Genomic DNA, 13,415 nt, shown 5'->3' on the forward strand with positions numbered 1-13,415 from the left:
TGCGTGGATCACGGGCGTTGATTCTCACTCGATTGGCCTCGACCATGCCGCTCTGCGCGGCGCGATACCGAGGGCACGAACGACCTGTACCTATCAGTAAAACGATCTCCCTCAATCGCCGAATCACGATCGGAAGGCACACCATGAGTAAGAAAGCACATACGAAGTCCGGTGACGTGCCAGCGGTGACCGCGTCCACCGAGCTGCGCAAGCTGGGGACCAAGGACTATGATAAGGCGCTGCGCAAGCTGCACGTGGAGCTCGTGAAGCTCCAGGAGTGGGTTAAGCACGCAGGTCTGAGGGTCTGCGTCGTCTTCGAGGGCCGCGACGGCGCCGGCAAGGGCGGCACCATCAAGGCGATCACCGAGCGCGTGAGCCCGCGGGTCTTCCGCGTGGTCGCCCTGCCGGCGCCCACCGAGCGCGAGCAGAGCCAGATGTACGTGCAGCGCTACATGGCCCACTTCCCGGCAGCGGGAGAGGTCGTCATCTTCGACCGCAGTTGGTACAACCGGGCCGGAGTCGAGCGGGTCATGGGCTTCTGCACGGAGAAACAGACCAAGCGCTTCCTGGAGATGACCCCGATGGTCGAGAAGGCGATGATCGACTCCGGGATCATCCTGCTGAAATACTGGCTGGAGGTCAGCCCCGAGGAGCAGACCCGGCGCTTGGAGGCCCGCATCGAGGACGGGCGCAAGCTCTGGAAGCTCTCGCCGATGGATCTGCAGTCCTACAGCCGCTGGTATGACTATTCCCGGGCGCGCGACGCCATGTTCGTGGCCACCGACACCCCTTGGGCGCCCTGGTACGTCGCCCGATCGGACGACAAGAAGCGGGCTCGCTTGAATATCATCAACCACCTGCTGAGCCGCATCCCCTACCAGGAGTTGCCGCGCGACAAGGTGGCGCTGCCCAAACGGCAGAAACCGGGCGATTATGTCGAACCGGACTATCCGGTCAAAACGATCCCGGAAACCTTCTGAGCCTATCAACCCGGAGCCCTGAGAGCGAGTGAGTGGAGCGCGGAGAACAGGATGACGAACGATCCACCGACGTCCCCGAACGGGTCGACCGGGCGCCTGGCACGCTTCGCCCCCGGCCTGCCCGCGCTTCTTCACTACCGCCGAGCCGATCTGTCGCATGACCTGATGGCCGGCCTGTCGGTGGCCGCGGTGGCGCTGCCGGTGGGCGTGGCCTACGCCCAGCTCGCCGGCTTCAACCCGGTCGTCGGACTTTACGCCAGCATCCTGCCGTTGCTGGCCTATGCACTCTTCGGCACCTCCCGACAACTGATCGTCGGCCCTGATGCCGCGACCGCGGCGCTGCTGGCGGCCTCCATCGCGCCGCTTGCGGCCGGCGACCCGCAGCTCTACGTCGCGCTCTCGGTGGTGATGACGATCCTGACCGGGCTGTATCTGATCGGCGCCAGTTTTCTGCGGCTCGGCGCGCTGGCGGACTTCCTGTCCAAGCCGATCCTGGTCGGTTATCTGAACGGCATTGCGCTCTATATCATCGCCGGGCAGTTGGGCAAACTGTTCGGCTTCGCGGTCGATGCCCATGGCATCGTGCCGAAGCTCGTGGAGGTCGCGACGCATATCGGTCAGACCCAGTGGCCGACGCTGGCGGTCGGCGTCGGCACCTACCTGGTGCTGATCCTGTCCAAGCGACTGTTTCCGCGGCTGCCGGCGGCCCTCGTGGCACTGGTCGCGGCGACGCTCGCGGTGGTGCTGCTCGGTCTGGACAAACTCGGCGTGGCCGTCGTCGGCACGGTGCCGGCCGGATTGCCGACGCTCGCGATCCCCGGCATCCCCTTCGATCTGCTCGATGACGTCGCGGCGGCGGCGGCCGGGCTGGCCCTGATCAGCTTCTCCAGCACCATGCTGACGGCCCGCAGCTTTGCGGCGAAGAACCAGTACGACATCAATGTCGATCGGGAGATGAGCGCGCTCGGCGCGGCCAACATCGCCGCCGGCCTGTCCCAGTCCTTCGCCATCGCCGGGGCCGACTCGCGCACGGCGATGAACGACGCCGCCGGCGGACGCACCCAGGTCGCCGGGCTGATCGCCGCCGGCAGCATCGCGCTGGTGCTGTTGTTCCTGACCGGGCCGCTGCAGTACGTTCCGATCGCGGCGCTGGGTGCGATCTTGATCAGCGCCTCGCTGTCGCTGGTCAATCTCAAGACACTGGCGGTACTCTACCGGCTGGACCGGCTCGAGCTCGCACTGGCGTTGCTCGCCACCATCGGCGTCATCTGGGTCGGGGCGCTCAAGGCGATTCTCGTGGTGGTCGCGCTGGCACTGGCGCGGTTCGTGCGCTTGTCCGCGCGGCCGCAGGTCGAGGTCCTCGGCAGGGTGCCGGGTCTGTCCGGCTTCCATTCGATTGCCCGCCATGCCGACGCCGCAACCGAGCCTGGACTGGTGCTGTTTCGCTTCAACGCCCCGCTGGTGTTCTTCAACGCGCCGCATTTCAAGCAACAGGCCCTGGCGGCCATCGCCGCCGCGGGACCGGACCTGAGGTGGTTCGTGCTCGACGCGGTGCCGGTCACCGGCCTCGACTATACCGGCTACACCGAGCTCGAAGCACTGGCCGCGACGCTGCGCCGGCAGGGCGCCGAACTGGTGCTGGCCGGGCGCATGACCGAGGCTGCGCAACGGCGTCGGGCCGCGGGGCTGGACGAGCCCGGACTGATACGACGACATTTCCCGACGCTGCGCCAAGCGGTCAAAGCCTACCGAGCGATGCAGACAGCGGCGCCCGCCGGCGAGCAACCCGAGTAATGTTCACTGCATGTGCTTCGGAATCACCAATAAGAGAGGGCAAACCATTGATCCAGCGATGTTTGCGAATAACCACCGTTCGGGGGCTTGTTCAGGCGACGGGCATCGTCCTGAGCCTCGGTCTCGCGGGCGGTGCGGCGGCGGCCGAGCAGGGCGTCGATCCCGAAGCGGATCGGGTTCTGCGGGCCATGTCGAGCTATCTGGGCGGTCTGGCCGCCTTCAGCGTTCAGGCCGATGTGGATGACGAGATCATCGATCTCGCCGGCCAGAAGCTGCAGCTGAGCAGCTCGGCAAGCCTCCTGGTCGAGCGGCCCAATCACTTTCATGCCCATCGGCAGGGTCCCCTGGCCGAGATGGAGGCCGTCTTCGATGGCCAGACCCTGACGCTGCACGGCAAGCGCCTCCAAATCTACGCGCAGATCGAAGCCCCCGGCACCATCGACGAGGCGGTGACCGAGCTGCGTGCCGCGACGGGTTTCGACGCCCCGGCGGGCGATCTGTTTTACGCCGACCCCTATCCCGGTTTGATGACGGACGTGACCGCGGGCGCATATCTCGGCATTGCTTATGTCGACGGGACCGAGGCCCATCATCTGGCCTTCCGAGCCGCCAAGGTCGATTGGCAGATCTGGGTCCGCACCGGCGATCAGCCGCTGCCGCTGAAATATGTCATCACCAGCAAATGGGTGACCGGCGCACCGCAATACGCGGTTCGGTTCCGCAACTGGGATACGGCGCCGACGATCGCGGCCGATCGTTTTACCTTCGTCGCCCCCGAGGGCACCCGTCAACTGGAAACGCTCTCGGTCGACGACCTGGGCGCGCTCACGATCGAGGAGGCTCCCTGATGAAGACACGCCGTCCAATCAACTCAATCGCGATGGGGATCGGCCTGATCGCCGCCGCGCTCATCGTCGACGGCTGGCTGCCGATCGGCATCGCGATCAAGGATGCGCACGCGGTCGTGGGCCGGCCCATGACGCCCGCGAGCGTCGCCGGCGTCGCCCGCCGCACCACACGCCGGACGATTCACCGCTCTGCGGTCTATGTGTCCACGCTGCCGGCGGCCTGCCGTACGGTCGTGATCGACGGCACCTCCTTGTACAGCTGCGGCGGGAGCTACTATCAGTCCTACGGCGGACGCTACGCGGTGGTCTACGTCGATTGATTGAACGGGTCCGAGATAACGATAGACGGTGGATGAGGGCTTCTCGCTCACCCCCAATGACTCCCATCAACGCACCCAGGATACTTTCGATATGGCGGACCTGCTCCACCCGGCCGCAATCCACCACTTACCCCCGTTCGTCACGGCGCCCGGGCAGACCGACGTGTTGTTCGTGGCGATGGCCATCTTCGTGCTGCTCGCCGTGATCGGCGTCGGCATCTTCTATCTCAAGCTCCATTCATTGCCGGAGCGAATGGCGCATCGCGGCCAGAAGATGCAATTCCAGATCGTCGCCGTGCTCGGGCTGCTGGCGCTCTTCACCCACAACCACGCCTTCTGGGTCGCGGGGTTGCTGCTGGCACTCGTGCCCTTGCCGGATTTCGGGACGCCGCTGTCGTCGATCGCCCGCTCGCTCGACCGAATTGCCGCGAACTCCGGCCCCGAGACCTCCGCAACACTTGCACAACGCGTGTCGCCGCCCGCGCCGACGCCCGAGCAAACAGGGCTGCAGCCGACCGCCGAGCGTCCGGCCGCGCAACGGGAGGCATGAGCGATGTTCGAACTCTTGCTGTGCTCCTCGCTCACCATTCTGCCGGATTTCCTGTATCGCCGCTTCGTGCAGGGCAAGCGGGTCGGGCGCGAGATCACACTGTTCTCGGTCTGGTACGAGCTGCGCTGGGGCATCACCCTGTGCGTGATCCTCACCGTCAGTCTGATCACGACGATCTTCTACTTCCACCCCTCCACGAAGGCCGCCAACTCGGTATACCGCACCGTGACCGTCCTGCCGAAGATCAACGGTCGGGTCGCCGAGACCTTCGTCGAGATCAACCAGCAAGTGAAGGCCGGACAGCCCTTGTTCCGCCTCGAAAGCACCCAACAGGAAGCGGCGGTGGAGACCGCCCGTCGTAAGGTCGCAGAGGTCGAGGCCGCGCGAGTCGTGGCGCAGTCCCAACTGGCCGAAGCCGATGCGCGCATCGTGCAGGCGCGCGGGGCGCTCAAGCAGGCGACCGACGAGCTCGAAACCCGCGCGGAATTGCAAAGGCGCAGCCCGGGCTCGATCTCGGAGCGCGACGTCGAGCGGATCGGGGTTCAGGTCGAAACCCAACAGGGCGCGCTCGACGCGGCCCTGGCGGCCCGCGAGGCGGTCTTTTCGCAGATCGAGTTCCAGCTCCCGGCCGAGCAGGCAAGCGCCGAGGCCACGCTCAAAGAGGCCGAGGCGGACCTCGCCAACACGCTGGTCGTAGCCGGTACCGACGGCATCCTGCAACAGTTCGCGCTGCGCCCCGGCGACGTGGTCAACCCCATGCTCAGACCCGCCGGCATCCTGGTGCCCGAGCGCAAGGTGGACGGCCTCATGGCTGGCTTCGGACAGATCGAGGCGCAAGTCCTGAAGGTGGGCATGATCGGCGAGGTGACCTGCATCGCCAAGCCTTGGCAGATCATCCCGATGGTCGTGACCGAGGTTCAGAACGTCATCGCCTCCGGTCAGGTGCGCGCGACCGACACCATCATGGATATCCAGCAGTTTGCAAAGCCCGGAACCATCACGGTGATGATGGAACCGCTCTATGCCGGCCAGCTCGACGACTTGCCCCAGGGCGGCAGCTGTATCGCCAATACCTACACCAGCACCCACGAGGCGCTTCAGGAGCCAAATATCGGCGCCCTGCGCTGGCTCGGGCTCCACGCCATCGAGACCGTCGGGCTGGTGCACGCGATGCTCCTGCGCATCCAGGCGCTGCTCTTGCCGATCCAGACACTGGTCTTGGGCGGGCATTGATCGGGGTTTTCGGGTCGGGTTCACGGCTGAAGAGAGCACCCGCCTGGCCTTGCTGCAAACGGGAAACAGGTCAACGGCAGGCGGCGAGGGTCGAGCATGACCTCGGGCCTTTTCATCTTCGATCCGGTGGAACATGCGCCATGCCAACACCCCCGATGAACCGGCGTCAGCCGATCCGTATGTGCTGCCTCGGGTGTTTGATCTGGATCCTGTCCTTGGGATCGGCGTCGGCAGCCGCTCCCCCGTCAGCCCCGGAGTCCGCCCCCGCGCCCATCTCCGAGTCCGGTCGGATCGAGGTCAGCCAGGGTGAGCCCGCGAGTCTGACCTTTTGGAATCGAGAGATTGCGATCCTGCGCGCCGATATCGGCGGGATCTCGCCAGCGGAGCGGGTCCGGCGGATCCAGGGCAAAATCACCGATGTCTTGGTGCGCGAGCCGGGGAACACGGCCGAGGCCGTCCGCTCGACCTTCGCGAATCTCAACGGTTTCTGGGTGCAGATCGACGGTCATCCGGTCTTCGGACTGGTTCCCGAGGACGCTGACGCGGTGACTGGGGAAACCGTTGACGAGCAGGTTCGGCGGGTGGTCGATGTGCTCCAGGAGGCGCTGGATGCACGGCGCGAGCAGCGCAGTCTGCCGCTGATTCTCGACGCGGTGCTGGTGGGCTCGCCCATCACCAACTATTCGCGCCTGGCCGACGAGCGCGGGGCTGTCGTCGGGACCAAGGTCACCATCGGCTACGACACGCCCTGGCGTCAGGTCCATGCGATGCTGACGCTCGCCGCCGGGCGCACCTCCCTGGTCCGCAAGGAGCCTGCGCCCTTTGTCCTGCAACGTACGCTGGCCGATTTCTATCCGGAGTACGAGCTGTTCGTGCACATCGATCGCCCCGAGCAGCGGTTCTTCGCCCTGTCGGAGCTGCACGGCCACATCCAGGATGTCTTCAACGAGTACGGCGTGCAGATCATGTCCCCGAATTTCGTGTCGCAGCCCGACCAGAAGGTTTGGGTGCCCGAGCAGGACTGGTACGCGGCGCCCGCGGCACCGGAGACCCGGACCGCGCGCCGAGAGCTTTGAGTCATCGCGTCCGGAGTCGTATGTCCCGCTTAACCAGGCATCTTGTTTTTTGCGGCGCAATTGTCGGGTTTCTGCTCGTCGGTCAGGTGTTCCAGGTGCAGGCCCAGGACATCGAGCCGCGGGCCTTCTCGAATGCGCCGATCGGCGTGAACTACTGAAGGAGTTTCGGGACTACAAACAGGACCTCATCGTCGGCGCCAGCCTACAGGTCTCGGCACCTTGGGGCCAATACGGCAACAGCCGCGTGGTCAACCTCGGCACCAATCGCTGGTGGTTCAAGCCCGAGATCGGCGTCTCGAAGGCCGTCGGCCCCTGGACCTTCGAGCTTGCCGGCGCGGTGACCCTCTACACGGACAACCAAGACTTCCTGAACGGCGGCACCCGCTCGCAAGAGCCCCTCTACTCGACACAGGCACATGTGTTCCGCGGTTTCCGCTCGGGCGTCTGGGCGTCGCTGGATGTGACACACTTCACCGGCGGGCGCACGGCCATCAACCTGATCGGCATCGCCTGGCAATACCGCTGGGGCGGGGGGCTTTGACCTCGGCCGACGGCATGTGCTGAGGCGTTTCGCCTTGCGAACCGCCGGAGCAAATGCTGCGCCCGCGCTCGAAGAACATGACCCCCCGGGACAGTCGCCATCCGTCCAAGAGACCCAGCAGAATCCGCGCCCCTTGGCGTAAAGACCAGCGCGCGCGATTCAGCGCTCGATGGTCACGCTCGAAGCGCCGCTCCGCGTTCAGCCCCATCACCCGCAGCGCCGCCGTCACCGTGCTCGGCCCTTGCGCCAGCAGCGTTCCCGCCAGCAAGACGTGCAGATGTGCCAGCGTCGGCGCGGTGAACAGGCAGGCAAAGGGCTGCAGAACAGATACAATCGAGGCTGGCAAAGGGAGCATCCGCGGGCATGTCCGGGGTTTTGGTCGACATCGGACGATACCGTCTGCGGCCCTCTGCCGCCACATCAATCGGGTCCATCACCAGATCCGCGTCACTCCATAGGCATCGAAGGCCGAATCGATCGACACCAGCGTCAGCCCCCCGTGCTGCGCCTGTGCCATCAACAGGCGATCGAAGGGGTCGCGATGACGCAGCGGCAGGGTCTCCACCAAGGTGACGTGTCCGAGGTCGATCGGCAGGAGTTGGAAGTCGTTGGCTGGCAGATGCTCCTGAAAATAACGCTGCACGGGCACCGCGAGCCTGAGCTTGCCGATCGCGGACTTGATGGCCATCTCCCAGGCGGAGACCAGGCTGACATGACAGGCGTTCTCTTCATCGCCGATCAGGCGCCGGGCTTCCGGGGAGAGTCGCGGGTCATCGTCCACCCACCACAGAAGCGTGTGGGTGTCGAGCAGGAGCCGCATCAGAGGTACTCCTCGAAGCCGCCCGGGATGGCGTCGAAATCCGGGGCGATCCAGAGCAATTGTCCCTTGCCGGAGCCGGGCTCGCGCGGCCGCTTGGGCGACTGCACCGGCACCAGCCTGACCAGCGGGCGGTTGTCCCTGGCGATGATGATCTCCTCGCCGGCCATGGCGCGACGGGTGAGATCCGAGAGTTGGGCCTTGGCCTCGGTGATGTTGTATTGACTCATGCGGGGATCCCGGTCGGTGACTTGTTGGTCAGTTTAGATGATTTGACAGAAACACTCTGACGCGACTTCAATCATGAATGACGTGATCCCGAGTCATCCCTTACGGATGTCCCCGATGAGCGATGCCACCCAGCGCGAGCATGACCGCATCAAGGCCGTCGCCCGGCTGCTGCATGAGGGCTGCCGACCCTTACGGGTTCTGAGCGCCCTGGCTTGGCCGCCCGAGGTCAAGGCCGACTTTCTGGCGAGCGGCGGGCAGACATTGCCCGAGGTCAGCTATGCGCCTTTCGACCCGGCTCCGACCATCAAGGCGGTGCGCGAGGCGCGGCGCCTGATCTTCACGGTCTTCGCCAACCGCCTGGATATCGCGCCGCTTGTCGCAGTCGTGACCAAGCTGCTCGACAGCGCGCCGGTGGTGCGGATGTCTTCGGCTGCCTGATTGCGATGATGGCGCCTTGAGCTGAGGATGTCCGCAGCGCCGATGAAAGCGGTCCATATCGCCTTGTGGGGACTCTTGCTGGTCCTGGCTGCGATCGGCATTACGATTGCCTCACTACCGGTTTACCTGGAAGCTCACAAGGGTCTGCTCGCCGAGGCTGCGAGCCGCGCCCTGGGTCGGTCGGTACGGATCGAGGGTGCAGTCGGAGTCGCTTGGTTGCCACGTCCCTCGCTCGTCCTGGTGGATCTCGAGATCGCCGGGGTGGAAGGTTCTGCGGCACCTCGGCCCTGGTATGCCGGGCGCTTGGAGGGCGATCTCGATCTTGCGGCCCTGTTCGACCGGCAGCTTCGGATCGGACGCATCCAGGTTCAGGACGCCGTCATCCATCTCGATCCTGATCAGCTTGCGGACTGGGTTCCGAGCGATCGGCCAAGCAGCCGGGGCGGCTTCCGGGTCACCGTCGATTCGGTTCGCCTGGTGGAATCGACGCTCGTTCTCCACGCGGCGTCGGATCCTCCCCGGGGCTTTCGGATCGACCGCATTGATCTGTCGGGTCTCGACGGTCCGAACACAGGTTGGAGTCTGGATGTCGAGGGCGAGATCGGCCTGTCGGGTATCCCCGTGGCAATCTCCGTCTCTGCCGGGCCAGCGGGCGAGTCAGGGTCAGCCCACTGGCCCTTCGCTGTCCGAATGCAGGTTGCCGATGCCAGTCTGGAAGCCTCGGGAAGCACGGGCGCACCCTTCGACGTCGCGCAGATCGAGGCCCGGGTCGACCTCGCCGTGCCGGATCTGCAAGCCCTGCAGCCACTGTTCCCTGCGTATGCCCCTCCGGCGGGCGGGTTGCGCATGTCGGGTCGTCTGCTTCGCGGCGATGACGGACTCGCGCTCGATCGGATCGAGGGATCCGTCGACGCACCCGAGCCATTGGGTCGAATCCCCCACGGCGACGCACGACTTGCCGGCGATCTCTCCCTGACGCTGGGCGGGCCGAGGCCGAGCATCCAAGGCAGTCTAAACATCGAGAAGCTGGATCTGCGTGCCCCGGGCAGCTTCAATGGGTCCACCGCGACAAGCGACGAGGCTCCCACCTGGCTGGATCGCCCCTTCCCGGTCGAGCGTCTGCGCAATCTGGACCTGGATCTCGCGCTGCGGATCGAGGGGCTGGAGACCAATCCCCTGACGATCGAGCGGCTCGCCACCCGGGTTACCCTCGACGACGGACGCTTGCGCCTGGGGTCGCTCGACGTCGTGCTTCCCGGCGTCGCCCTCGCGGGCGAGGCAGCGCTCGATGCTCGACAGGCTCGACCGGCCTGGACCGCGGACCTGAAGGCCGAGCGAATCCTCCTGCCCGAGGCACTCGCCTTCCTACACTCGGCGAAACCGCCCGGCGGGTATCTCGAGCGGGTCTCCCTGACCGCCAAGGCGCAGGGGACGACCGCGCGGGCGCTGATCGCATCCTTGGCCGGCGAACTCCGCTCCACGCAGGCCCAGCTCCGAGCGCCGGCGGCAAACAAGCCGCAGGCCCCGGCGGCGATCACGCTCACCAAACCCCGCTTGACTCTGGAGTCCGGCACAGCCGTCAGGCTGCAGACGGCCCTTGCGACGGGAGGCGAGCGGTTCGATCTGGATCTCACCGGTGGCCGACTCGTCGATCTGCTGCCGCAGGGCAGGGGTTGGCCGAAGATCGATGTCCTGGCGAAGCGGCGCTCCAAGACGAAAGGCGCGGAGATCCGCGGAAGTATCGGGCCACTCGACGCCTTGCTGGCCGGTCGCGACCTGAACCTGGATCTGTCGCTCGAACAACCCGGGCTCACGATCGGCGTGAAGGGACGGCTCGCCCGGCTCGACGCACTGCGGGGCAGCACGCTGGACGTCGAGGCCGCGATCCAAGACCTCTCCGTTCTGGGTGAGCTCGCCGGCAGTCCGTTCGGTCAAGGGCTCGCCTCCGGGTTTCCGGACGGTCCGCCCCTGACGGCTTCCGCCCGTCTCCAGGGTCTCGACGACGGTTGGGCGCTGCGCGATCTGAAGGCGGCGAGCGGGGACAGCGACCTCGCCGGGAACCTGACGATCCGCCCCGGTCCCGTGCCACGTATCGAGGCGACGCTCAGCGCGCAGCGACTGGATCTGACGCCTTACCTCGGCATGGGCTTGCCGACAGCGAGTAACGCCCGCTCGACGCCCGCACAACGCCTACCGCCCGATCTGTTGCGGATGCTCGACGGGACCCTGCGCCTGACGGTCGGCCACCTCAAGGCGGGTGACCTCGGGTTCGACCTGCTTGAGCTGAACGCAGCCCTGGATGCCGGGCACCTCCAAGCGACGCTCGCCACCGGGGCAGAACGTCTCCGTGCCGAGATGGATCTGCGCTCGGATCGGGCCGGGTGGCGATTCGACATCCGAGCCAAGGGCAATCTGGACCTGGCTCAGTTGCTCGATGCGAAGGACGCCGACGCGCTGTCCCATATCCAGACCGTACTGGACATGCGACTCACCGGCGTCGCAACCGCGTTGAACGATCTGCTACGGAACGCCGCCGGCCATCTGGAGCTGTCGCTGGGGGCAGGGCGATTACACAAAAAAGCGGCTGAGGTGCTGCCGCTCGGCGGGCTGCTCTTCACCCTGTTGGACGTGCTCAACCCACTCGCGCTCGACCTGGACAGCCGCGTGCATTACAACGATCTGGAATGCGCCGTTCTCCAATTCGATCTCGCCGACGGCATTGCCGTGAGCACCCGCGGCTTGGCCGTTCAGACCAAGACGATCAATGCCATTGGCGGCGGGGCGCTCAACCTTCGTACGGAGGGCATCGACCGCCGTTTCAAGACCGCCAAGCGACGCGGGATCGGGCTCAGCCTCCTCGGCATCGCCGACCGATTCGTCTATATCAAGGGCACTCTGAGGAATCCCCGGGCAGGGATCGACCCGGCAGCACTCCTGACCTACGGAGGCGCCGCCTGGGCCACGTCCGGAATCAGTCTCCTCGCCGACCAGTTCGTCCGGCGGCTCACCAGCGGGACGAATCCCTGCGATGCCGTCAGGAAAGGTTGAATCACTCAGTCGGCTCGGCGCTGACTTCAAGGGGTAGACCATGGGCGAGCCGCAGAAGGGTCGTGATCCGGACCCGGGGGGCACGGTTGCCGCGCGGGTGCTTGCATGGCTGTTCAATCTGCTGCTGGGTCGCTGGATGTACCTGGTCGGCGCGCCGATGTTGGCGTTCGGCGGTGCCTTTCTCGCGGCGGGCTGGCAAATCGGTCCGGATTACGCGCTGTTCCAACGGGAGGTCGCGTCGCTGACCGGGCGCGTGGAGGCTCGATCAGTCGAGCCCTTTTGGTGGCTCGATCTGGATGCCGACCGCGCACCGGACGGCGATCACTGGTCGGATCATGCCCTGATGAGGCTCTGTATCACCGCGGACTATTCGGTCGCGGGGCAGGGTTATCGGCGTGTGTTCTGCGGCGACGGGCACGAGCCGCGTCTGCCCGGTGACCTCGGCGTACTGGATGTCGGCGGGATCCTGCCGGGGCTGGATGCGGCCTGGCCCCCCGACTCGGCCGGCAACCCGGTCATCGCGCTGAGGATGTCTCCGGAGGTCCGGGTGCTCCTGTCGAGCCGCGATGCCGCCTACTGGACGCCGGTCGGGAAGACCGAGGAGGTTCGCGCGGCGATGCCCCCGCCGGGAACCGAGATGGATGCCCTGCTGCTCGAGCTCGATCGACCGCTCGAGTGGCTGGTTCGGCTGTGGCCGCGGGAGGGCGAGCAGTCGGTCGGCCTGCGCTATGACGCCGCGCATCCCGAGACGGCCTATCCCGAAACACTGGTCGGCGGTCTCGAAATGTCTTCGGACCGGCTTGGAACCTCGCTCGTCCTCTTGATGATCGGACTTTTGCTCTGGAGGACCGGGGTCGTCGTCATCCTCTTCGATCAATCGCCCCGAACCCGCCTGATCGTCGGGGTCTTGCCCTTGGTGTTGGTGCCCTGGTGGTCGGATGCGCTGCTTGGTGCGGCCCGTTGGATCGATCGCGAGAGCTATCACTTGGCGACCGATTTCCTCCCTGATCTCACGCTGGGCAGACGCCTGCCGATCAGCGTGCACGACCCCGCGGCTTTCGACAGGTTCGAGCATATTCGGTGGCCCGCGATCGGCACGCCCTCCTATTACGTACCGTTCCTCGAGCCGATGGGTCTTCGGCGTCCCCGGGTGTATCCCGAGGATGCCGACGCAGCGCTGATGGAGGCCGTCCGTCAGGTCGACGCGGCTGTCGCCGTGCTTTCCGATGCCGAGCGCGCGACGCTCTTCGATGCGTTGAGCCAGGCCGAGCTGAACGATCGCGGGGAGGTCGCGCTGCTGTTCCTGGTCAGCGCCCGCGCCACCGCCCTGGATCCAGGGCGATCACCCGCGTCGCGCCGCGCTGCCGAGCGTTTCCTCACCTGGATGACCGTCACGCCCATCGAGCCGCAGCCCGGGGAGCCTGGTTTTGCCGCCCGTGTGGCGCTGTGGCGCACACTGCTCGACGTTCCGCCTGTGCCGGGTGTGGAGGCCGCTGCACGACGGTTGCTCGAACGGATACCCGCTCAATAATGGTCGGG

General features: G+C 66.1%; 15 protein-coding genes. 12 read left to right on the forward strand and 3 right to left on the reverse strand.

Annotated elements, in window-relative coordinates; genetic code table 11:
• Positions 1–143: 143 nt before the first annotated feature.
• The 9 genes from ppk2 (at position 144) to BDD21_RS18030 (ending at position 7,342) form a co-directional block, all read left to right on the forward strand.
• Positions 144–980, forward strand: coding sequence for a polyphosphate kinase 2 (gene ppk2, locus BDD21_RS17995; protein ID WP_120798329.1), 837 nt, complete (start codon positions 144–146; stop codon positions 978–980).
• Between the two features lie 51 nt (positions 981–1,031).
• Positions 1,032–2,774, forward strand: coding sequence for a SulP family inorganic anion transporter (locus tag BDD21_RS18000; protein ID WP_170164805.1), 1,743 nt, complete (start codon positions 1,032–1,034; stop codon positions 2,772–2,774).
• A gap of 62 nt (positions 2,775–2,836) precedes the next feature.
• A complete protein-coding gene (locus BDD21_RS18005) occupies positions 2,837–3,622 on the forward strand; it encodes a DUF2092 domain-containing protein (RefSeq protein ID WP_170164806.1) in 786 nt (261 codons plus the stop codon).
• A complete protein-coding gene (locus tag BDD21_RS18010) occupies positions 3,622–3,942 on the forward strand; it encodes a hypothetical protein (RefSeq protein ID WP_120798331.1) in 321 nt (106 codons plus the stop codon). Before BDD21_RS18005 ends, BDD21_RS18010 begins: the two co-directional genes overlap by 1 nt.
• A gap of 91 nt (positions 3,943–4,033) precedes the next feature.
• Complete coding sequence (locus tag BDD21_RS18015; RefSeq protein WP_120799999.1) at positions 4,034–4,492, forward strand: hypothetical protein; 459 nt, start codon at positions 4,034–4,036, stop codon at positions 4,490–4,492.
• A 3-nt stretch (positions 4,493–4,495) separates the two neighbouring features.
• Positions 4,496–5,725 carry an HlyD family secretion protein gene (locus BDD21_RS18020; protein ID WP_120798332.1) on the forward strand — a complete coding sequence of 410 codons (1,230 nt, stop codon included), beginning with the start codon at positions 4,496–4,498 and terminating at the stop codon, positions 5,723–5,725.
• Positions 5,726–5,865: 140 nt separating this feature from the next.
• Positions 5,866–6,801, forward strand: a complete 936-nt coding sequence (locus BDD21_RS18025; protein WP_120798333.1) for a mechanosensitive ion channel domain-containing protein — start codon at positions 5,866–5,868, stop codon at positions 6,799–6,801.
• A gap of 20 nt (positions 6,802–6,821) precedes the next feature.
• Positions 6,822–6,959, forward strand: a complete 138-nt coding sequence (locus BDD21_RS27940; protein WP_170164647.1) for a hypothetical protein — start codon at positions 6,822–6,824, stop codon at positions 6,957–6,959.
• 29 nt (positions 6,960–6,988) lie between these two features.
• Positions 6,989–7,342 carry a transporter gene (locus BDD21_RS18030; protein WP_342769626.1) on the forward strand — a complete coding sequence of 118 codons (354 nt, stop codon included), beginning with the start codon at positions 6,989–6,991 and terminating at the stop codon, positions 7,340–7,342.
• On the opposite strand, the gene BDD21_RS27530 is transcribed toward BDD21_RS18030, so the two are convergent.
• From BDD21_RS27530 to BDD21_RS18040, 3 genes are all read right to left on the reverse strand, one after another.
• Positions 7,293–7,697, reverse strand: coding sequence for a hypothetical protein (locus BDD21_RS27530; RefSeq protein ID WP_147431136.1), 405 nt, complete (start codon positions 7,695–7,697; stop codon positions 7,293–7,295). The two genes, BDD21_RS18030 and BDD21_RS27530, sit on opposite strands and share 50 nt — an antisense overlap.
• 78 nt (positions 7,698–7,775) lie before the next feature.
• Positions 7,776–8,162 (reverse strand): type II toxin-antitoxin system VapC family toxin, encoded by a 387-nt coding sequence (locus BDD21_RS18035; RefSeq protein WP_120798334.1) that lies wholly within the window; start codon positions 8,160–8,162, stop codon positions 7,776–7,778.
• Positions 8,162–8,389 carry a type II toxin-antitoxin system Phd/YefM family antitoxin gene (locus tag BDD21_RS18040; RefSeq protein WP_120798335.1) on the reverse strand — a complete coding sequence of 76 codons (228 nt, stop codon included), beginning with the start codon at positions 8,387–8,389 and terminating at the stop codon, positions 8,162–8,164. Before BDD21_RS18040 ends, BDD21_RS18035 begins: the two co-directional genes overlap by 1 nt.
• A 115-nt stretch (positions 8,390–8,504) precedes the next feature.
• Between BDD21_RS18040 and BDD21_RS18045 the strand changes: the two genes are divergently transcribed.
• From BDD21_RS18045 to BDD21_RS18055, 3 genes are read left to right on the forward strand one after another with little or no spacing between them, the layout of a single operon-like run.
• A complete protein-coding gene (locus BDD21_RS18045; RefSeq protein ID WP_120798336.1) occupies positions 8,505–8,828 on the forward strand; it encodes a hypothetical protein in 324 nt (107 codons plus the stop codon).
• Between the two features lie 42 nt (positions 8,829–8,870).
• Positions 8,871–11,876: an AsmA family protein gene (locus tag BDD21_RS18050; protein ID WP_170164808.1), complete on the forward strand. Its 3,006-nt coding sequence runs from the start codon at positions 8,871–8,873 to the stop codon at positions 11,874–11,876.
• Between the two features lie 40 nt (positions 11,877–11,916).
• Positions 11,917–13,407: a hypothetical protein gene (locus BDD21_RS18055; RefSeq protein WP_120798338.1), complete on the forward strand. Its 1,491-nt coding sequence runs from the start codon at positions 11,917–11,919 to the stop codon at positions 13,405–13,407.
• The last annotated feature ends 8 nt before the right edge of the window (positions 13,408–13,415 follow it).

Origin of the sequence: Thiocapsa rosea, assembly GCF_003634315.1 — a bacterium.
Classification (GTDB): domain Bacteria; phylum Pseudomonadota; class Gammaproteobacteria; order Chromatiales; family Chromatiaceae; genus Thiocapsa; species Thiocapsa rosea.